The organism is Bifidobacterium biavatii DSM 23969 (assembly GCF_000741165.1).
GTDB lineage: Bacteria > Actinomycetota > Actinomycetes > Actinomycetales > Bifidobacteriaceae > Bifidobacterium > Bifidobacterium biavatii.
The window spans coordinates 1-20769 of sequence record NZ_JGYN01000007.1; the positions used below are offsets into that span (position 1 = coordinate 1).

Below are 20769 nucleotides of genomic sequence, written 5' to 3' on the forward strand. Positions count from 1 at the left end.
TCGGTGCCGACGCGGCCGAATCCGTGGCGCTTGCCGCCGGGGGAGCGGCCGAAGACGGCGCGTACGAACATGCGCTCGACCTGCTGGCCGACGCGTACGTCGCGCTGCTGCATAAGGCCGGATACGAGAAGGCCGTGTGGGTCGGCCTGTCGATGGGCGGCTACGTGATCCTCGACATCCAACGCCGCCACCCGGACGCCGTGGCCGGATTCGCGATGTGCGACACGAAGGGCGACGCCGACGCGCCGGCGCAGCGCGCGAACCGCGTGCGTGTGGCCGAAACGTGCGAAAGCGGCCATACGGTCGATCCGGTGATGCACTTCGCCGACGCGACCGACGCGGACTCGAGCTTCAAACGCTCCGAGGCTGGCAAGGCGCTGTTCTCGCGATGGATCCGCGACCAGCGGCCCGAAGGTGTCGCATGGCGCCAACGCATGGCCGCCGGACGCCCTGATCTCAACGACCAGCTACCGCTCGTCACGGTCCCGGCCGCGGTGATCGGCGGCGACCGCGACCCGTTCAGCCCGCCGGCCACCATGCGCGCCGTCGCCGACGCAATGACCGGCACAGACGTCACCTACACCGAAATCGCCGATTGCGGCCATTTCAGTGCCACCGAGCATCCCGCCACCGTCGCGGCCGCGCTCGTCGACCTCATGCGGCGCGTCGGCTGAACGACGGCAATCGAACGACGGCAATCGTCGGAAGGAAGTAATCAGTATGTTTTCACCGCTGGCGCTCACCCAGGCGCTGCCGTTCTTGCCGCTCGCCCAGGGCGACATCGACTATCAGACCGAACGGCGCGGCGAGTCGGGCCTCATCCCCGCGCTGCTCGCCGAACCGACCACCAAGGTCGTGCTCACGCGGGCGGGCCGCATCGCCGTGCCCAAGGGGCAGGGTGCGATCGTCGACTACGAGAACGTGCACATGCGCCTCGCCACGCTGCCGGGCGCGTATGTGGGCGCCGAACTCGCGGCCCATCCGCAGGCCGTCGCCATGTTTCTCGGCGGATACGGCGGCGAACGCGACGAGCACGTCATCGCCGTGGACATCACGCGCGTCGAACCCGCGGCCGACGCGACCCGGCCGAACGTGCCAGATTCGGCCGGCAACGGTGCGGACGACGCGTTCGACGAACAGCCGGACGTTTCTGCCGCGGCCGCATCGCGTCCGAGCCTGCTCGAACAGGCCGTCCGGCGCTTCGACTGGGTCGATTTGCGGGGATTCGCGCCGCACGCGTCCGCGCGCGAGGCCGGACAGGCGACCAACGCGATCACGCTGAGCATCTGGCACAACCGGCAGCGGTTCTGCCCGACCTGCGGCGCGCCGGTCACAACCGCCATGGGCGGTTGGGCCCAGCGCTGCACCAGCGAGACGGACGGCAACCGGCTTCTGTTCCCGCGCGTCGAACCGGCCGTAATCACTGCGATCGTCGACGGCGAGGACCGCCTGCTGCTGCAGCACAACAAGGCGTGGAAGGACGCGCGGCTGTACTCGGTGTCGGCCGGATTCGTGGAGGCCGGCGAAAACCTCGAACACGCGGCCCGCCGTGAGGCGCTCGAGGAAGTCGGCCTGAAGCTCGGCGAGGTGCGCTACCTCGGTTCGCAGCCGTGGCCGTTCCCCGCGTCGCTGATGATGGCGTTCAAGGCGCACGCGCTCACCACCGACGTGCACGTCGACGGCGAGGAAACTGTGACCGCACGCTGGGTGACCCGCGACGAATACACGGCCGAGCTGGTCTCCGGGCGCATGGTCGCTCCGGGCAAGGCCACGATCGCACGGTACATGATCGAGGAATGGTACGGTCGGGAGCTGTAAGGCCAGTTTGGCGCGGATCCGGCGTCCGCCGGGTCGCGCGTCACGGCGTTCGTAAGGTAGGGTAGATGACCATGAGCGAAAACAATGAAGAACAGCCGCTGAACCTTGAAGTCCCCGACCACCTCTCGTATTCCGAGGAGCACGTGTGGGTGGACGAGTCCGTCTCGCCCGCGCTTGTCGGCATCACCGAATACGCGGCCAACCAGATGGGCGAACTCGTGTTCGTCGACCTGCCCGAACCCGGTACACGTGTTGAAGCCGGCGACGAGATCGTCGAACTCGAATCCGCCAAGGCCGTGCAGCCGCTGATCTGCCCGGTGTCCGGCACCGTGCGCTACGTGAACCACGAGGCCGCCGACGACCCGAGCGTGATCACCAACGACCCGTACGGCGAGGGCTGGATCCTCAAGATCGAACTCGACGACGATGAGCCGGACCTGCTCACCGCGGACGAGTACGCGAAGCTGGCCAAGTAGCGGCCGGTAACCGTTTTAGCGGCGGCGGGCGGTATAGTTCGGGGTATGAGCAGGGAACAGCGCAATCCACGTATCATGCCCGCCGCCGACGCGACGGACGAAGACGAGATGGCGACCGTGCCGATTCCGGCGCGACGGGTCGTCACCACCTTCGACGCCGCGTCGAAGCACGAGCGCATCGAAAACAAGCCGCTGCCCGTGCAGGCCACGCGACGCATCATCACCAACGCGTTCGGATTGTGGGTGCGGTTCTCCACGCGGGCGGTGCGACGCTGGGGCTGGTATCCGAACGTCGAACCGTACGTCGGCTACGGCACCGAAGACTACTCACGCCTGATCTGCCGCACCGTATACGCGCCAGAACGCGCGCAGTCCGGAGCGCTCACGCGCGGCATCCGCGGCATGCTCACCGTGCCCGCACCGCACCGGCAGGTGCGCATCGCCATCGACGGCAATCCGCTGTCCACCGTGCAGGTCGGCAAATCGGAAACGTACGACCGCGTCGACCGCACTCTCGAACGCGGCAGCGAATACGCGATCTCCGACTCGAGCGGCTATCTTGATCTGGTCGCGGAGCACCGGCTCGAACCGGGCGTGCACCGCGTCTCCTACCAGGTCGCGCGGCGCAAAACCGTGCACGCCAACCTGTTCACCGTGCCGTCCACCGCGCGCGTGGGCATCATCTCCGACGTGGACGACACCATCATGATCACGCAGGCACCCACATTGTGGAAGGCCGCGTACAACCTGCTGCTGCTCAACCCGAAGAAGAAAGCCTCCGTGCCGGGCATGAGCGTGCTGTTCACCAAACTCGCCGACCTGTTCCCCGACGCGCCGTTCTTCTACCTGTCCACCTCGCCATGGAACGTCGAAAGCTCCATCCGGCACTTCATCGAAGACCATGGCTTCCCGGAAGGCCCGCTGCTGCTGCGCGACCTCGACCCGCGTCCCAAAACCTTCGTGCCCACCGGCCCCCAGCACAAGCTCGAATTCGCCGAACAGCTCATGGCCGACTTCCCAGACATGAAATTCATCCTCATCGGCGACGATGGGCAGAAGGACCCCACCACGTACGCGACGATCACGCGCCGCTATCCGGGCCGCGTGCTCGCCATCGCGATCCGCCAGCTCAGCCCGCGCGAATCATCGCCGCTGTCGTCCGTGGCCGGCGTCACCGCGACCCAGCCGGTGCCGGTGACCGACGTGCCCGTGTTCATGGGCACCACTGGGTCGAATCTCATGAAAACGATGCTGCCGTACCTGCGCGAACACTGCTGACCGGCAGGCGCGGGCGGCGGCGGAAGGCCGGGACGGGCGCGCATTACAATGGGCGCTCATGACTGACGAAGAGAAGACCACCGCGCCGGACACGCCGCTCGCGCCGCCCGAAGCCAAGCGCGTGCCGCACGAGCGCACGTTCCACGGCGACACGTTCACCGACCCCTACGAGTGGATGCGCGACAAGGAATCGTCCGACGTGCGCGACTACGTGGCCGCGCAGAACCGCTACTGCGACGCGCGCATGAACGGGCTCGCCGGACTGCGCGCCACCCTGTTCGACGAATTGAAGTCGCGCATCCAGCAGACCGACATGTCCGTGCCGACGCGCATGGACGGCTACTGGTACTTCGTGCGCACCGTCGAAGGCCAGCAGTACGGCTATCAGTGCCGCATTCCAGTGCGCTCCGACGACGACTGGGATCCGCCGGTCATCGATCCGGCGTCCGCGCCCGGTTCGATGCCCGGTGAACAGATCATCTTCGACGCGAACTGCGAGGCGGAAGGCCACGACTTCTTCCGGCTCGGCGGCATGGACCTGAGCCGCGACGGCCGATGGATGCTCTACGGCGTGGATACCGCCGGCGACGAACGCTACGACTTCCGCATCCGCGACCTTGACACCGGCGAAGAGCTGCCCGAACGGCTCGACGGCATCGCCGGCGCATGCTTCACACCCGACGGCAAGTGGGTGTTCTACACGCTGCTCGACGACGCGTGGCGGCCGTACGCGATCCGCCGGCACCGCGTCGGCACGCCGGTCGAATCGGACGTCGAAGTGTACCGCGAGACCGACGAACGCTTCTGGGCTGGCGTAGGTATGAGTTTCGACGAGCGCAGCATCGTCATCGGCACCGGGTCCAAGACCTCGACCGAAGTGTGGATGCTGCCGGTAAGCGACCCCGAAGGCGAGTTTTCCGTGTTCATCCCGCGCGAGCCCGACATCGAATACGACGTGAGCTTCGCCTGTTTTGAAGGCGCCGGCGAACACGGTGAGGACGTGCCGCTTGCCGTCGTCTACCACAACGCGACGAATCCGAACTTCGAAATCGACGTGATCGACATGCGCTCGCATCAGCCGCCGTACCGGCTCGGCGAAGGCATGCCCGTGGCCATCGGCTCACCATACGGATGCGAGCGCGGCGACGACGTGGAAGCCGGCGCCAGCGCGCGGCCGGTCGGCGCGGGATACCGCAATCCCAGCAATCCCGCCATTCTGCAGGGCGCGCATGGACTGGCGATCGAGGGCATCGCCATCCACCGCCACTTTGTCGCGCTCTCGTACCGCACCGACGGACTACCGCACGTGGCCGTCATGACCAAGCGACAGGCGGCCGCGGACTTTCTCGCGGGCCGTCCTTGGTCGTTCCGCGAACTGACGCCGCCCGCGCTCGACAATGACTGGGACGTCGATCCGATCGTCGACGAGGCTGAATCGGCGGCCGCGATGACCGGCGACGATGCGGCCGGTCCGCACGCGCACCATGACGCGGCGGCTGGACGTGCGGTCGGCGGAGCGTCCGCAATGGTGACGACGTGGGACGGCGCGGCCGACGACCTGCTGCCCGGCGAGACGCGACGGCTGTACTCGATCGGCACCAGCAGCAACCCGTCGTACGATGCGCCGCGCGTGCGCTACGCGTTCTCCAGCTACACGCGGCCGGGCGAACTGCACGAGATCGACCCGGCAACCGGCGAGGACCGGCTGCTCAAGCGTGCCACCGTGCTCGGCGACTTCGACCCGCGCGACTACATGGAACGCCGCGTGTGGATCACCGCGCGCGACGGTGAGCAGATCCCCGTCTCGCTCGCATGGCGGCGCGACATCCCCGTGTCCGATTCGGCTATGTTCGTCACAGGCTACGGAGCGTACGAAATCGGCTCCGATCCGGGCTTTTCGGTCGCCCGTCTGAGCATGCTCGACCGCGGCGTGCTGTACGCCGTGCCGCACATCCGCGGCGGAGGCGAAATGGGGCGCGCATGGTATGAGCAGGGGCGGCGCCTGCATAAGATGCATTCGTTCGAGGACTTCGTGGATGCGACCGTGGCCCTGCAGGACGCGGGACTCGCGGACCCGCGGCGCACCGTGGCCAACGGCGGTTCGGCCGGCGGCCTGCTCATGGGCGCGGTGGCGAACATGGCACCGGAACGGTTTGCGGGCATCGAGGCGGACGTGCCGTTCGTGGACGCGCTCACGTCGATCCTCGACCCGTCGCTGCCGCTGACCGTGACCGAATGGGACGAATGGGGTGACCCGCTGCACGACGCGGACGTCTATCGGTACATGAAGTCGTACACGCCGTACGAGAACGCGCCGGTCGACCCGGCCGACCCGCGCGTACGCGACTTCCCGAAGATGTTCGTGACCACGTCGATGAACGACACGCGCGTGCTGTACGTGGAACCGCTCAAATGGGTGGCACGACTGCAAGCGGCCGGCGTGGACGCGGTCGTCAAGGTCGAGGTCGAGGCCGGGCATGGCGGCACGTCCGGGCGCTACAAGCAGTGGGAGGAGGTCTCCTACGAGAACGCGTGGTGCCTAAGTGTGATGAACATCCTGCACTGAGCGTGGTGCGGTTCGTGCCGTGCGCGCCGGGTCCCGTCCGGTGACGCTGCTCATGCTCTGCATGTTCGCGTTTGCACAATGTGTGCGCGAACATGCAGAGGTTTGAGGCGGCTCTGTCCTCCGTATGTTTGCGCCGATGTCTTGATCGCGCGAACATACGGAGGATGCGACGGCGCGTGTCCACAGGCTGAGAGGTTCGCGGCCGGCCTGTGGGCGCGCGTGTAGTCTCGCGTGCTATGAGCAAGACATACACAATCGCCGTGATTCCCGGCGACGGCATTGGCAAGGAAGTCACCCCGTGGGCGCAGAAGGCCCTCGAAAAGGCCGCTGAAGGTGTGGCCGACTTCACCTACGAACCCTTCGACCTCGGCGCGGAACGCTACCTGCGCGACGGCGCCATCCTGCCCGACGAGGAGCTGGAGCGCATCAAGAAGACTGACGCGATCCTCCTCGGCGCGGTCGGCGACCCGCGCATCAAAGCCGGCATTTTGGAGCGCGGCCTGCTGCTCAAGCTGCGCTTCGCGCTCGACCAGTACGTGAACCTGCGCCCGTCCAAGCTGTACAAGGGCGTCACCTCGCCGCTCGCCAACCCGGGCGACATCGACTTCGTCGTCGTGCGTGAAGGCACCGAGGGGCTCTACTGCGGCGCGGGCGGCGCGGTCCGCCGCGGCACCCCGCAGGAGGTCGCCACCGAGGTGTCCATCAACACCGCGTACGGCGTCGAACGTGTCGTGCGCTACGCCTTCGAACTGGCCATGAAGCGCCGCAAGCACATCACGCTCGTGCACAAGAAGAACGTGCTCGTCAATGCGGGCGACATGTGGCAGCGCATCGTCGACAAGGTCGGCGAGGAATACCCCGAGGTCACGCACGACTACTCGCACATCGACGCGGCCACCATCTTCCTCGTCTCCAACCCGAGCAAGTTCGACGTGATCCTCACCGACAACCTCTTCGGCGACATCCTCACCGACGAAGCCGGCGCGGTCGTCGGCGGCGTCGGCTACTCGGCATCCGGCTGCATCAACGCAAGCAACGAATACCCGTCCATGTTCGAGCCGATCCACGGCTCCGCCCCGGACATCGCCGGCAAGGGCATCGCGAACCCGACCGCCGCGATCCTGTCCGCCGCGATGCTGCTCGAACACCTCGGCTTCGACGACGCCGCGAAGAAGATCCACAAGGCCGTCGAAGCGGACATCGAGGAGCTCGGCTCCACCGAACGCTCCACCGCGCAGGTCGGCGAGGACATTCTCGCCCGCATCTGACGGATTCGCACGCGACTAGCGTACATGTTGCAAGGCCCTGCCGGTGACGGCGGGGCCTTATCATTGCCGCATGAGGATATTGCGTGGCGAATGCAAGACGCCGGGCGGCAAGCTGGTCGGTGTGAACGTGACGGTCGATCCGGACGGCCGGGCGATCGCATGCCGGCTGGACGGCGACTTTTTCGTCGAAGGCGACGATGATGCGGCGTCGTCGGTGATCGCCGACATCGAACGCGCGCTGGTCGACTGTATGCTGATCGGCGATACTCCGGACAGTCCGACCGAATCGGCGTCGGCTGTGGCGGTTCGCGCGGTGATCGACCGGTATGCGATCGATCGCGGCGTGCAGATCGTCGGCACGGACGCGGCGGCGATCGCGACGGCGTATGTGCACGCGATGGGCAGTCGGCCGATGATGGGTGAAGAAGATTTCTCGACTCGGCTTCGCCTCGCTCGAAATGACAATGTTGGTAATGTTGCGCCGGTTCGAAATGACAATGTTGGTAATGCTGTGCCGGCTCGAAAGGGCCATGAGAGTGAGAAGACGTCGATTCCGGACGATGGGAAAGCCGCCGCATCCGAACGGAACGCCGCTGGGGATGATGAGGCGGAGCGGTGGCGCGCGCGATGGGCCGCATTGCGGCCGCTTGTCGTGCATGACGCGCCGCGCGATCCGGCCGAACAAATGATGATCGACGAACAGTGGGCGCGCGACGTCGCGTCCGGTGATCGACCGGCGACCGTGCGGTTCTGGGAATGGGCCGGGCCGGCCGTCGTCGTCGGCCGGTTCCAATCGATCCCGGACGAAGTGCACGAGGACGAGGCCGCGCGCGAACACATCGCCGTCGTGCGCCGGTGCACGGGCGGCGGGGCCATGTTCATCGAACCCGGCAACACGATCACCTACTCGCTGTACGCGCCGCTGCCGTTCGTCGACGGCATCGACGTTGAAACGTCGTACCGGCTGTGCGACCAGTGGCTCATCGACGCGCTGCGTGGCCTCGGCGTGGACGCGCGCTTCGCCGGACTCAACGACATCGCCTCGTCCCACGGCAAAATCGGGGGAGCAGCGCAACGCCGGTTCCCGGCGACGAACGGCGGGCCCGGCGCGGTCCTGCACCACGTGACCATGGCGTACGACATCGACGCCGAAAAAATGACGCGCGTGCTCAACACGTCCGCCGAAAAACTGTCGGACAAAGCCGTGCGGTCGGCGCGCAAACGGGTCGACCCGCTGCGCTCGCAGACCGGACTTGCACGGGAGACGATCATCGAACGGCTCATCGCGCATCTGACCGGCCTTGGCGCACGGCCGCTGTCCGGCGCCGGGTTGGCCGAGCGCCTGCCGGCATAACCGGCCATGGCGCATACATCTGGAAACCGGTCGCCGGCAACGAATACCGCCGGCGTGAGCGCCACGCCATGCGCACGGTTCGTGGAAAAAGACGGAACGTCGCCGGCGAACGCGGGATGATTACAATAATATGGTCAGTCATGCGAGACCGGCCCGACCAAGCGGGCGGACGGTGACCGCAAAGGCAGCAATGACAGCAAGGAAGGTGCGATGAGCGTAAGCAAGCCGAACGAAGTGCCAGAGGAAAGCAACACGCTGCTGCACACCGCGCTGTTCGCCCAGGTCGCGCCCGATCAGGCCGAGGAACTCCTGCCGTACCTTATGGAAACCACGCTCGACAAAGGCGACTTCATCTTCCGCGAAGGCGACACCGACTGCCGCCTCTACGTGCTCGAATCAGGCAAGGTCAAGCTCACCAGAACCTCCACCGACAACCGCGTGCAGCTGCTGTCCATCCACGCGCGCGGCGAAGTGCTCGGCGAAATCCCCGTCTTCGACCCGACCGGCGGTCCGCGCACCGCGTCCGCCGTGGCCATGACCGACAACACGCGCGTCGTCTGGCTCGAACGCGACGCCCTGTTCGGCTGGCTCGACAAGCATCCGCGCGTCGCCATCAACATGCTGCAGGTCATGGCCGCGCGCATGCGCTCCAACAACGAGCACATCAGCGACCTCGTGTTCATGGACGTGCCCGCGCGCCTCGCCAAAACCCTGCTCAACCTCGGCAGCCGTTTCGGCGAGCCGATGGAGGACGGCCTGCTCGTGCCGCACGACCTGACGCAAGAGGAAATGGCGCAGTTGGTCGGCTCCTCGCGTGAAACCGTGAACAAGGCGCTCACCGACTTTTCCAATCGCGGTTGGATCGCGCGCAAGGGGCGCTCCATCATCATCTACCAGCCGGGCATGCTCATCCGGCGGTCGCGGCGCTAGGCGCGCATCCGCCCGTTCCAAGCCAATGTCCAGCCATTATTAGGCTGTTGCGGGTTTTGTGACGAAATGCGCACGGGGGTGTGCGGGAAACAGGCAAGGTAGACCCGGCCCCTTAGAATGAGCTGCATGCCCAAGAAGAAATCCCCTACCGTCGCACGCGTGCTCTCGCTCATCATGGCCTACGTGACCCTGTGTGTCGCGGGCGGCATCGCGGCGAGCGTGCTGCTCATGCCGGCCGTGTTCGCCGCCAACAAGGCCACGCAGGCGCTGGTTCCCTCCCTTCAGGTGGAGGGCATCGACTTCGACGTGACGAGCCTGCCGCAGAAATCCATCATGTACGCCTCCGACGGCACCACGAAAATGGGCGAATTCTATGAGGACAACCGCATCGTCGTGCCCATCAAGAACGTGTCCAAATACATGCGCTGGGCCGTGGTGGCCCGCGAGGACAAGCGCTTCTTCGACCACGCCGGCGTCGACGTGCAGGGCGTGATGCGCGCGTTCGTCAAAACGTACGTGCTCAAGCAGGACGAACAGGGCGGCTCCTCGCTCACCCAGCAGTACGTCAAGAACGTGCTCATCACCAAGGCGGAAAGCGACAACGACCCGATCGCCCGGTACCACGCTTCCGAAGGCACCGTCGCGCGCAAGATCCGCGAGATGCTCATCGCCGTGCAGATGGAGCAGAAGTACTCCAAGCTGGAAATCCTGCAGGGTTACCTCAACATCGCGCAGTTCGGCCGCAACCGACTCTACGGTGTCGAAACCGCGGCCCGACGCTACTTCAACGTGAGCGCCAAGGACCTGAACATCGTACAGTCGGCCACCATCGCCGCCATCACGAAGAACCCGGAAAAATTCGATCCGTCGGTCGAAGCGAACCTGCCCACGGCGCAGAAGCAGCGCAACACCGTGCTGCAACTCATGTACGAGCAGGGCTACATCACCAAGGCCGAATGCACGCAGGCGCAAAAGACGCCGATCCAGGACACGCTCAACATCCAGCCGCTGACCACCGGCTGCCAGAACGCCGGCGACTACGCGTTCTTCTGCGCGTACGTGACCCAGCGCATCCTCAACTCCTCCGAATTCGGCAAGACCAAGGAGGCACGCCTCCAGCTGCTTAAGGAAGGCGGCCTGAGCATCGTCACCACGCTTGACGTGGACGCGAACAGCCTGCTCATGAAAGCGGCCCGCGACACGGTCCCACCCACCGACCCCAGCGGCTTCGAAATCATGATGGCCTCCGTCAAACCCGGCACGGGCGAAGTGCTCGGCTTCGGCATCAACCGAACGTACACGGGCGGCGACGCGACCGACCAGACGCAGACATCCATGAACTACATGGTCGACGCGGAAGACGGCGGCGGCGCGGGTTTCCCCGTCGGCTCGACCATCAAACCGTTCAACATGGTTGCATGGATGGAAGCGGGCAGGTCTATCAACGAGAACCTGCAGACCACCACCAGCTACGCGACCAGCGAATTCGCGTGCGAAAACTACAACGGCAAGATGCAGAACTATTCGGGCACCACCGAACTGTGGCCGGTCACGAACGCGCTCACCAACGGCACGGTCAACCCCGAAAGCCCGTTCCTCGGCCTCGTGCGCTCGCACAACACCACGCAGGCGTCCATGGGCGCGATCATCGGCCTGTGCCGTGTGGCCGACGCTTACACGCAGGCCGGCTACCACGACGCGTCCAGTCTCAAGACCATCGACCAGGTGCCCGCCACGTACAATCCGGCCATGATGATCGGCTCGGTGAACGTTTCGCCGCTGACCATGGCGAACATGTACGCGACGCTCGCCGCGGACGGCGTCGAATGCACGCCGATCGCCATGAAGAAGGTCACCCGCATGAACGGCGAGGAGATCAGCGTGCCGAAGGCCAACTGCCATCAGGCCATCGACAAGGAGATCGTGCAGACCGTCGCGTACGCGCTCAACCAGGGCACCATCCGGTCCGACGGCGCCGGCCAGTACGCGAAGCTGGACAGCGGGCGCAAAACGTTCGCCAAGACCGGTACGAACGAGACCATGTACATGGCCACCGGCGGCTTCATTCCCAAGCAGATCGCTACGTTCGTGCTCGTCGGCGACGCGCAGGCCCCGATCCAGAACCCCGTCGCCAACATCGCGATCAACGGCACCTACCGCGGCTACTGGGACGGCGGCACCATCGCGGCCCCGGCGTGGAAGGAGTTCATGGACGCCTACGCCGACAAGAAGGGACTCGGCAAGGACGTCGGCAATGACTACGGCACGCCGGTCGCCAAGTACACGACGAGCAGCGGCTCGGTCACCACGATCCAGGGACGCACGCTCGGCACGTACAGCAACACGAGCAATTCGAACAACGGCACGACGAACTCGAACGGCACGACCGGCAACAACAGCTCGTCCAATTCGACCGGCGGCAATTCGACCCAGTCGAATCAGTCGGGGCAGTCCAACCAGTCCGGCCAGTCGAACGGGCAGTCGTCGACCCAGTCGAACAGCGGCACGTCAAGCCAGCAGGGAACCTCCAACCAGCAGAGTTCCAACAGCCAGCAGTCCGGCACGACCAACAGCGGCCAGTAACGGCCAGCAGATGCGCGCCTGACGTGTGCCCGACGCTGTTCGGCATCGTCCCCAGCACCATGAGAACGCCCGCCCGTTACGGCGGGCGTTCGCCGTATATGCCGTATAACCGTTCGACGTACAATGGCGGAAGCGCACCCTCGTTGGGGGAAGCACGCGGATCCGCCCGGATCCGCATTTGGGTTCGCACGCGGGAAAGGAAACGCACGATGAGCGACACCGACGTCAAAGATGTCAAAGACGGCAAGAACGGTAAGAAAATGAAGAAAGGCAAGAACGGCGCCACGCTGTTCTCCCCGATGTCGCTGCGCGGCGTGACCGTGCGCAACCGCATCTGGATGCCGCCGATGGACACGTATTCGGCTGTGGCCCGCGACGGCAAGCCGACCCCGTTCCACTACCAGCATTACATGTCGCGCGCGATGGGCGGTTTCGGCATGATCATCTGCGAGGCGACCGCCGTGGCTCCCGAAGGGCGCATCTCGCCGTGCGACACGGGCCTGTGGAACGACGATCAGGTCGAAGCGTGGCGCTGGATCGTCGACGGCATGAAGCAGGCGGGCGCGGTGCCGGCCGTGCAGCTCAACCATGCCGGCCGCAAGGGCTCCACCGGCTGCTTCGGCGTCGGGTTCGCTGGCGGCAGCGTGCCGTTCGAGGACGGCGGCTGGCAGACCGTGGCGCCCAGTCCGATCGCCTACGGCCACTACGCGATGCCGCGCGTGCTGAGCGTGGAGGAGATCCACGGCATCGTGGCGCAGTTCCGCGACGCGGCCGCCCGCGCCGTACGCGCCGGATTCCAGGCGATCGAAATCCACGCCGCGCACGGATACCTGATTTCGCAGTTCCTCGACCCGCTCAGCAACGAGCGCACGGACGAATACGGCGGCGATCTGGCCGGCCGCATGCGGTTCCTGGTGGAAATCGTCGATGCGGTGCGTTCGGCGATTCCCGAGGACATGCCGCTGCTTGTGCGCATCTCCGCAACCGACTGGGCGGCCGGCGGTTGGGATCTCGACCAGACCGTGGAAGTGGCGAAGGTCGTGCGCGAGCACGGCGTCGATCTGGTCGACGTGTCGACCGGCGGCATCGTGCCGAACGTGACGATTCCGGTCAAGCCCGGATACCAAGTGCCGTTCTCGACGCAGGTGCGCGACCGTGCGGGCGTGCCCGTGACGGCGGTGGGGCTGATCACCAAGCCGAAGCAGGCGGCGAAGATCGTCGCCCGCGGCGAGGCCGACGTCGTCGAGATCGGCCGCGCCGCGCTGCGCGAACCGTACTGGCCACTGCGCGCGGCGTACAAGCTCGGGCTGTCCACGGCCGACGCACCGTATCAGCCGCAGTACGTGCGCGGCGCGTACTGAGCGCAGGAGTTCCTGGCTTCTTTTCGGGGAAGTCGGGAAAGCGGGCAAAGAAACTGACTGAGGGGTAGTTGGAAAGGTTGCGCATATCAATGCGGATAAACCTTCTGGCTACCCCTCAGTTTTGCTGCGTCCGGCAGTTCCCCGACAACAAAGGAAGCTGGGAGAAGCGAGCGTCACGCGTCGGCGCCGACGGCCTCGGACACGTGTTCGTAGCCGTCGCGGCGGAGCAGTTCGGCCAGACCGCGTTTCAACACGGTGATCTGCTGCGGGCCGCGGTACATGAGCGCGGAAATGAACATGACGAGGCTCGCGCCGCAACGGATCTTCTCATACGCCTGTTCGGGCGTGAATACGCCGCCAATGCCCGCGATCGCGAACCGGTCTCCGTACTCGCGGTACACCTGACGCACCAGTGCGTTGCTCGCCCGGTATGTCGGGCCGCCCGACAGGCCGCCCTCCCAGTCGCGCGGAATCTCCATGCCGGTGCGGTCCTTTTGCAGGTTCGCGAAGCTCACGCCCTGCACGTTGTGCTCGGCGAGCACGTCGAGCAGCTCGCGGAACTCGCCCCAGCTCTTGTTGAGCGGCATCTTGACGAGCGTCGGCTGCGGGCGCTCGATCTTGTCCAGCGCGGTGAACAGGCGGTCGAGCGCGTCCGGCGTCTGCGTGAACGGCTCGCCGGCGTGCGTGTTCGGGCAGGACACGTTCACTTCGACCATCGCGGTGCGGCCGGCCGCGCGGCGCATCGACGCGCAGTAGTCCTCGATGCCTTCGTCCAGATCGCCGCACAGGGCGTCGTTCGTGCGCGCGATCGAGACGGAAACCTGCATGCTCTTCGCCTTCGTCCACGCCTTCTCCGCACGTTCGATCACCTTGTCTGAACCGTCGTTCGCGAGCCCGACGTGCACGATCATCGAATCGTATTCGGGCAGGCGGTGGAACCACGGGCGCGGATTGCCCTTGCACGGGCGGGCGGTGGTTGAGCCGACCGTCTCGAATCCGAAGCCGGCGTTGTCGAGCAGCACGGGCATGTCGCAGTTCTTGTCCAGTCCGGCGGACAGGCCGAACGGGTTGGCGAAGTCCACGCCCATCACGTTCGTTTCGAGGATCGGGTCGGTGTAGTCGAGCATTTCGCGCAGCAGGAACATGAGCGGCGGAATGTTCTTGGTGATGCGGCAGAACTCGATCATCTGGTCGTGCGCCACGTCGGGCGTGTGGTTGAACACGAAGCAGGGTTTGACGATGTTCTTGTAGCCGAAGGTGAAGAGGTCGGTGGTGGCTTTGTTCACGGCGTCGTGCCAGAAGCTTTCAGATACGTAGGTCATGCGTCCCATTGTGGCACTGGACGACGAAAAACGGAATGATCGACGCCGGCGGCGGTCGGTGCCGCTGTGCGGGTCGTGGCCGTGGTGCGGATAGTTCGTGAGCGATCCGTGGTCGGCGTGCTCGGTGTGGTCTGGTGCGGCCCGGTACGGATGGCAGTGCGTGCGTTTTTGTGCGGTTTGCTGGATTGATTTGTGTGTTTGACGGCGTGTTGCGGTGCGAAACGCTCATTTCGGTTTGGTTTATGCGCGTATGTGTGCGATAATGTTCGAATGATTTCCTCACAACGTCAACATCTGATACTGAGCAGGCTGCGCACCCGCGGTGCGGTGCGCATCACCGCGCTGAGCAAGGAACTCGGCGTTTCCGCAATGACCATCCGCCGCGACATCGCCGAACTGTCCGACAAGGGACTGCTCAAGCGCGTCCACGGCGGTGCGGTCACCACCAGCACGCTGCTCAGTGAGCCGCTGTTCTCCGTAAAGTCGCAGATGGACATCGGCCTCAAGGACGCCATCGCGCAGGAAGCCGTCAAATACGTGGCTCCCGGCGACGTGATCGCCATCGGCGGCGGCACCACGGCGTACGTCTTCGCCCAGCATCTGCTCGAATCGCAGCAGTCCAGCGGCATCACGATCCTCACCAACTCGATCCCCGTCGCCGAACTCGTGCAGGCGCTCGAATCCAAGGACGTCGAAGTCATCGTCACCGGCGGCGTGATCACCCGATCCAACTCGCTCGTCGGACCGATCGCGGACAAGGTCGTTGCATCCCTGCGCGTCAACACTGTCTTCCTCGGCACGCACTCTGTGTCGCTGCCGCGCGGCTTCCTCATGCCCAACTCGCTCGAGGCCGCAACCGATATGGCGATGATGGACATCGCCGACAAAACCATCATTCTTACCGATCACACCAAGTGGAGCTGCACCTCGCTGTCGCTGTTCGCACGCTTCGACCAGGTGGATACGGTGATCACCGACGACGGGCTCGACCCTGACTCGGCGAACAAGACCAAGGAATTGGTGAAGGAGCTCGTGCTGGCCCACCAGAGCGAGCATACAGAGGAAAGTGAGTGATTCACATGGCAGAATTCGCCAACTACACGCCGGGTGAATACGCGAAGGAGCACATCCGCATCACGCCGACCACGCTGGCCGACGGCCGTGACTTCTTCTATCTCGACGACGATCCGGAATACGTGTCCGGCAAGAAGACCCGTGAGCTGCACGATCCGCGCCCGCTGGCCTACCGTTTCGCCAACCAGCTGAACGCCGCCGGCGAAGAGGTGCCGTACGCGGCCCCCGAAATGCGCCGCGACCCGCTCACCGGCGACTGGATCCCGATGGCGACCGCGCGCATGAACCGTCCGATCACCGCCGGCCCTGGCGCCACCGCCAAGGGCAACCCGCTCGCCGCGCGCAAGCCCGGCGACCCGTACCAGGACGGCGAAGTGCCGGACACCGACTACAACGTCGTCGTGTTCGAAAACCGCTTCCCGTCGATGGTGCGCGTGCCCGGCCGCTCCGAAGACGTGACCTACGTGGACGGCAACCCGCTGTGGGAGAAGAAGATGGCCGCGGGCCGCTGCGAGGTCATCTGCTTCGACCCCGACGAGAACGGCCTGCCGGCCGACCTGCCGGTGTCCCGACTGCGCACCGTCGTCGAAGCGTGGGCGTTCCGCACTGCCGAAATCTCCAAGATGGACGGCATCGAGCAGATCTTCCCGTTCGAGAACCACGGCGCCGAAATCGGCGTCTCGCTCGCCCACCCGCACGGCCAGGTCTACTGCTACCCGTTCATCGCGCCGAAGATGGAGCAGGAGCTCAAGCACACCGAGGCCTACCACGAGAAGACCGGCGGCAACCTGCTCAAGGACCTTATGAACGCCGAGATCGAAGCCGGCGAGCGCATCGTCATGCGCAACCACAGCTGGGTCGCCTACGTGCCGGCCGCCGCCCGCTGGCCCCTCGAGGTGCACGTCGCCCCGGTGCGCGACGTGCTCACCCTCGACCAGCTCAACGACCAGGAGCGCTGGGACCTCGCCTCCATGTACTCGCACCTCCTCAAGCGCGGCAACGCGTTCTTCGACAAGGGCGACGGCAAGGGCATGGACCTGCCGTACATCGCCGCATGGCATCAGGCCCCGATCCACGACCCGCGCCGCGAGAACTACCGCCTGAACCTGCAGTTCTTCTCGTTCCGCCGCGCCGCCAACAAGATCAAGTACCTCGCCGGCTCCGAATCCGGCATGGCCGCCTGGATCTCCGACACCACGCCGGAACTCATCGCCAAGCGCTTCCACGAGCTCGGCGACGTGGACATCGCCGACTGACGTTTACGAACACGGACAACACAGAAAGAGACACCAATGACTGCTGTTGAATTCATCGAACCGATCTCCCACGAGGACGGCGTGGTCCAGGCCAAGGCGCTGTTCGCCAAGACCTACGGCTCCGAGCCGGAAGGCGTGTGGGCCGCTCCGGGCCGCGTCAACCTGATCGGCGAACACACCGACTACAACGCGGGCCTGTGCCTGCCGATCGCCCTGCCGCACCGCACGTTCATCGCGCTCTCCCCGCGCGAGGACACCAAGGTGCGCGTCGTGTCCGACGTGGCTCCCGACAAGGTCGCCGAAGCTGATCTCGACGGTCTTAAGGCTCGCGGCGTGGACGGCTGGTCCGCGTATCCGACCGGCGTGGCGTGGGCGCTGCGCGAAGCCGGCTTCGACGCCGTCAAGGGCTTCGACGCCGCGTTCGTCTCCTGCGTGCCGCTCGGTTCGGGCCTGAGCTCCTCCGCTGCCATGACCTGCTCGACCGCGCTGGCGCTCGACGACGTGTACGGCCTCGGCTACGGCTCCACCGATGCCGGCCGCGTCACGCTCATCGACGCCGCCATCAAGTCCGAAAACGAGATGGCCGGCGCCTCCACCGGTGGTCTCGACCAGAACGCGTCCATGCGCTGCACCGCCGGCCACGCGATCCGCCTCGACTGCCGTCCGGGCCTGACGCCGCTCGAAAGCGTCTCCCAGCAGGAGTTCGACCTCGACAAGTACGGTCTCGAACTGCTCGTCGTCGACACGCAGGCCCCGCATCAGCTCAACGACGGCCAGTACGCCCAGCGCCGCGCCACCTGCGAGAAGGCCGCCGAGTTGCTCGGCGTTGCCAACCTGCGCGAGATCTCCGAACAGGTCGAAGCCGCGTCCGATCCGGCCGCGGCACTCGCCGATGTGCTCGCCAAGGTCGCCGAACTCGGCGACGAGACGATGGTCAAGCGCGTGCGCCACGTTGTCACCGAAATCGGCCGCGTCGACCAGTTCGTCCACGCGTTCGCTGCGGGCGACATCAAGACTGCCGGCGACCTGTTCAATGCGTCGCACGATTCGCTGCGCGACGACTACGAAGTCACCGTGCCCGAACTCGACGTGGCCGTGGACACCGCCCGCGCCAACGGCGCGTACGGCGCCCGCATGACCGGCGGTGGCTTCGGCGGCTCCATCATCGCGCTCGTCGACAAGGGCCGCGGTCACGAGGTCGCCCAGCTCATCGCCGACGAGTTCGCCAAGCGCGGCTTCCACGCGCCGAGGGCACTTGCCGCGGTCGCTGCTCCGTCAGCGAGCCGTGAAGCGTAGGCGATTCCGCGCGACACGCCCGGGCGTACTTACGAAAAACTGAAAAACGTATTACGATCGCGTCTCGTCTTGATAATCGCATGCCATATGGTGTCTTGTTCGCCGTATGGCATGCGATTTTTTGTTGCCGATCGTGACCCGGACGTTAGGGGTTGTCGGCGCTCGCCAACGAAGCCGCACACCGCATCCCGCGGTGCGCGGCCGCATGTCCGGACGGGCGCCGCGCGACGGCAGCGACATCGATTGAAGAAGAGGATTCCGTTGTCCGTCAATCAGGCAACCATTCGTAAGAACCAACTGTCCGACGACGCGTTCGTGCCGGACGCGCCCAAGCATTTCGACCATCCGCACAAGATCATGCTCGGCCTGTACATCAGCGTGTTCCTGGGCATGCTGTCGGAAACGTCCATGAACATCACCTTGCCCGATCTGATGACCGATTTCGGCATCTCGTCCGGCACCGCGCAGTGGATGGTCGTCGGCTACATGCTCGCCATCGGCGTGGTGCTGCCGTGCGTGGGCTTCATGCTCAAATGGGTCAAGGCCAAGACGCTCGTATTGTTCGCGCTGGTATGCTTCCTGATCGGTGCGATCGTATGCACTGCCGCCCCCACGTTCCCGATCCTGCTGGCCGGCCGTATCCTGCAGGGCATCAGCACCGGCATCGTGCTGCCCACCATGTACGCGGCGATCATGCGCGTGTTCCCGCCGCACAAGATCGGCGCAGCGAACGGCGTCGCGGGCCTCGTCATCATGTTCGCGCCCGTCATCGGCCCGACCATCGCAGGCGCGCTCATCGGCGCATTCTCGTGGCGTGCGATCTTCGCGCTGTTCGCCGTCGTCGCGATCATCGCGATCGCATGCACGGCGCTGTTCTTCGTCACTCCGATCGAACGCACGCGTCCGAACGTCGACGTGATCTCCATCCTCGCCTCGGCGATCGGCTTCGGCTGTCTCGTCGCCGGCGTGAGCCTGATCAGCGACATGGGCTTCTCCGCCGTCGTCATCGGCCTGCTGGTCGTCGGCGTGATCGTGCTCGCGTTCTACGCCCGCCGTCAGCTCACCATCGCCGACCCGCTGCTCGACCTGCGCGCGCTCGGCATCGCGGCGTTCCGCACGCCGGCCATCATGATCAGCTGCTCGTTCTCCTGCACGCTCGCGTTCATGTACCTCGTGCCGCAGGAACTGCAGCGCGGCATGGGCCTGAGCTCCACCGTCGCCGGCCTGCTCATGCTGCCCGGTGGCGTGATCAACGCGCTGTGCACGCTCGCAGCCGGCCGCATGTTCGACCGTCACGGCGCCAAACGTCTCGTCTGGGCGGGCTCAGTGCTGTCCATCATCGGCGGCGCGTTGTTCTGCGCGATCGGTGTGTCCACTCCGGTCGCCCTGTTCCTTGCCGCGCACATCATCGTGATGGTCGGTATCCCGTTCATCCAGCAGTCCGCACAGTCCGCGGCGCTCAAGTCGCTGCCCGGCCATATGGCCGCCGACGGCAGCACGATCATGAACACCATGCAGCAGGTGTGCGGCGCGATCGCCACCGCCGTGGCCACCTGCCTGCTCGGCCTCGGCCAGACGAACTACACGGCCGCCGGCGGCACGAATCCCGCACAAGGCTTTGTGGACGGCTCCCGCTACGGCTACCTGTTTGGCATGGCGCTCGTGGTGATCGTGTTGGCGCTCTCCTTCCTGCTCAAGGAGCGGCATGACGAGCCGAAGCTCGTGCCGGTGCACGTGGACGCCGAGACCCTGGCCGTCTGACATCGACGATGCGCGCGGGTTCCGACCCGCCGGCCCCGTCCGTCGTGAGACGGGAAACATGAGATGCGGGTGTCTTCCATATACTGGAAGACACCCGTTTTTTCGTCTCGATCAGGGAGCTTCATGAACAAGGCAATCATCACCGTCGTCGGCAAGGACACCGTCGGCATCATCGCACGCGTCTGCACTTACCTGTCCCAGCACAACGTCAACGTGCTCGACATCTCCCAAACCATCATCGACGGTTTCTTCAACATGATGATGATCGTCGACTACGCGAACTCCGACAAGGAATTCAGCGCCATGGCCGGCAATCTCGAGGATCTCGGCGACGACATCGGCGTGCGCATCCGCTGCCAGCGCGAGGAGATCTTCACCAAGATGCATCGTATCTAGTCTCGCCGGACCGAACCGAAAGGAACGCAA

Annotated in this window: 16 protein-coding genes; 15 read left to right on the top strand and 1 reads right to left on the bottom strand. The window is 65.5% G+C overall.

All coding sequences use genetic code 11. From position 1 onward, the window contains the following. From BBIA_RS03480 to BBIA_RS03525, 10 genes are all read left to right on the top strand, one after another. On the top strand, positions 1-674 hold a 674-nt coding region (locus BBIA_RS03480), incomplete at its 5' end, for an alpha/beta fold hydrolase (protein ID WP_035138012.1). A 46-nt stretch (positions 675-720) separates the two neighbouring features. Continuing rightward, positions 721-1818 (top strand): NAD(+) diphosphatase, encoded by a 1098-nt coding sequence (gene nudC / locus BBIA_RS03485; RefSeq protein ID WP_081891943.1) that lies wholly within the window; start codon positions 721-723, stop codon positions 1816-1818. A gap of 65 nt (positions 1819-1883) precedes the next feature. Then, positions 1884-2294 carry a glycine cleavage system protein GcvH gene (gcvH, locus tag BBIA_RS03490; protein ID WP_152600637.1) on the top strand — a complete coding sequence of 137 codons (411 nt, stop codon included), beginning with the start codon at positions 1884-1886 and terminating at the stop codon, positions 2292-2294. A gap of 45 nt (positions 2295-2339) precedes the next feature. Then, entirely contained in the window at positions 2340-3572 is a 1233-nt protein-coding gene (locus BBIA_RS03495) for an App1 family protein (protein ID WP_081891945.1), read from the top strand. 58 nt (positions 3573-3630) lie between these two features. Beyond that, positions 3631-6138 (top strand): S9 family peptidase, encoded by a 2508-nt coding sequence (locus BBIA_RS03500; protein WP_033495822.1) that lies wholly within the window; start codon positions 3631-3633, stop codon positions 6136-6138. A 236-nt stretch (positions 6139-6374) separates the two neighbouring features. Beyond that, complete coding sequence (locus BBIA_RS03505; protein ID WP_033495820.1) at positions 6375-7406, top strand: 3-isopropylmalate dehydrogenase; 1032 nt, start codon at positions 6375-6377, stop codon at positions 7404-7406. Positions 7407-7476: 70 nt separating this feature from the next. Next, the gene (locus BBIA_RS03510) at positions 7477-8760 is read left to right on the top strand and encodes a lipoate--protein ligase family protein (RefSeq protein WP_051923735.1); all 1284 of its coding nucleotides are present in this window, start codon (positions 7477-7479) and stop codon (positions 8758-8760) included. A gap of 210 nt (positions 8761-8970) precedes the next feature. After that, complete coding sequence (locus BBIA_RS03515; protein ID WP_033495818.1) at positions 8971-9690, top strand: Crp/Fnr family transcriptional regulator; 720 nt, start codon at positions 8971-8973, stop codon at positions 9688-9690. Positions 9691-9807: 117 nt separating this feature from the next. Next, a complete protein-coding gene (locus tag BBIA_RS03520) occupies positions 9808-12273 on the top strand; it encodes a transglycosylase domain-containing protein (RefSeq protein WP_081891947.1) in 2466 nt (821 codons plus the stop codon). A gap of 260 nt (positions 12274-12533) precedes the next feature. Continuing rightward, positions 12534-13634: an NADH:flavin oxidoreductase/NADH oxidase gene (locus tag BBIA_RS03525; RefSeq protein ID WP_152600639.1), complete on the top strand. Its 1101-nt coding sequence runs from the start codon at positions 12534-12536 to the stop codon at positions 13632-13634. Between the two features lie 173 nt (positions 13635-13807). Here the strand turns inward: BBIA_RS03525 and BBIA_RS03530 are convergent, their stop codons facing one another. Next, a complete protein-coding gene (locus BBIA_RS03530; protein WP_033495814.1) occupies positions 13808-14956 on the bottom strand; it encodes a quinone-dependent dihydroorotate dehydrogenase in 1149 nt (382 codons plus the stop codon). Positions 14957-15226: 270 nt separating this feature from the next. Here BBIA_RS03530 and BBIA_RS03535 point away from each other — a divergent pair, with 270 nt between their 5' ends. From BBIA_RS03535 to BBIA_RS03555, 5 genes are all read left to right on the top strand, one after another. Next, positions 15227-16030, top strand: a complete 804-nt coding sequence (locus BBIA_RS03535) for a DeoR/GlpR family DNA-binding transcription regulator (RefSeq protein ID WP_033495812.1) — start codon at positions 15227-15229, stop codon at positions 16028-16030. A 5-nt stretch (positions 16031-16035) separates the two neighbouring features. Then, entirely contained in the window at positions 16036-17286 is a 1251-nt protein-coding gene (gene galT / locus BBIA_RS03540; RefSeq protein WP_033495810.1) for a galactose-1-phosphate uridylyltransferase, read from the top strand. A 36-nt stretch (positions 17287-17322) separates the two neighbouring features. Further along, the gene (gene galK, locus BBIA_RS03545; protein WP_033495808.1) at positions 17323-18582 is read left to right on the top strand and encodes a galactokinase; all 1260 of its coding nucleotides are present in this window, start codon (positions 17323-17325) and stop codon (positions 18580-18582) included. 282 nt (positions 18583-18864) lie between these two features. Continuing rightward, on the top strand, positions 18865-20343 hold the full coding sequence (locus BBIA_RS03550; RefSeq protein ID WP_051923740.1) for a DHA2 family efflux MFS transporter permease subunit: 1479 nt from the start codon (positions 18865-18867) through the stop codon (positions 20341-20343). Positions 20344-20466: 123 nt separating this feature from the next. Then, on the top strand, positions 20467-20739 hold the full coding sequence (locus BBIA_RS03555) for an ACT domain-containing protein (RefSeq protein WP_033495806.1): 273 nt from the start codon (positions 20467-20469) through the stop codon (positions 20737-20739). The last annotated feature ends 30 nt before the right edge of the window (positions 20740-20769 follow it).

Coding starts and splice junctions, on each gene's coding strand:
- BBIA_RS03520 (WP_081891947.1), top strand. CDS start 9,808: ATGAGCTGCATGCCCAAGAAGAAATCCCCTACCGTCGCACGCGTGCTC.
- galK (WP_033495808.1), top strand. CDS start 17,323: ATGACTGCTGTTGAATTCATCGAACCGATCTCCCACGAGGACGGCGTG.
- galT (WP_033495810.1), top strand. CDS start 16,036: ATGGCAGAATTCGCCAACTACACGCCGGGTGAATACGCGAAGGAGCAC.
- BBIA_RS03525 (WP_152600639.1), top strand. CDS start 12,534: ATGAAGAAAGGCAAGAACGGCGCCACGCTGTTCTCCCCGATGTCGCTG.
- BBIA_RS03505 (WP_033495820.1), top strand. CDS start 6,375: ATGAGCAAGACATACACAATCGCCGTGATTCCCGGCGACGGCATTGGC.
- BBIA_RS03500 (WP_033495822.1), top strand. CDS start 3,631: ATGACTGACGAAGAGAAGACCACCGCGCCGGACACGCCGCTCGCGCCG.
- BBIA_RS03535 (WP_033495812.1), top strand. CDS start 15,227: ATGATTTCCTCACAACGTCAACATCTGATACTGAGCAGGCTGCGCACC.
- BBIA_RS03510 (WP_051923735.1), top strand. CDS start 7,477: ATGAGGATATTGCGTGGCGAATGCAAGACGCCGGGCGGCAAGCTGGTC.
- BBIA_RS03515 (WP_033495818.1), top strand. CDS start 8,971: ATGAGCGTAAGCAAGCCGAACGAAGTGCCAGAGGAAAGCAACACGCTG.
- nudC (WP_081891943.1), top strand. CDS start 721: ATGTTTTCACCGCTGGCGCTCACCCAGGCGCTGCCGTTCTTGCCGCTC.
- BBIA_RS03555 (WP_033495806.1), top strand. CDS start 20,467: ATGAACAAGGCAATCATCACCGTCGTCGGCAAGGACACCGTCGGCATC.
- BBIA_RS03530 (WP_033495814.1), bottom strand. CDS start 14,956: ATGACCTACGTATCTGAAAGCTTCTGGCACGACGCCGTGAACAAAGCC.
- gcvH (WP_152600637.1), top strand. CDS start 1,884: ATGACCATGAGCGAAAACAATGAAGAACAGCCGCTGAACCTTGAAGTC.
- BBIA_RS03495 (WP_081891945.1), top strand. CDS start 2,340: ATGAGCAGGGAACAGCGCAATCCACGTATCATGCCCGCCGCCGACGCG.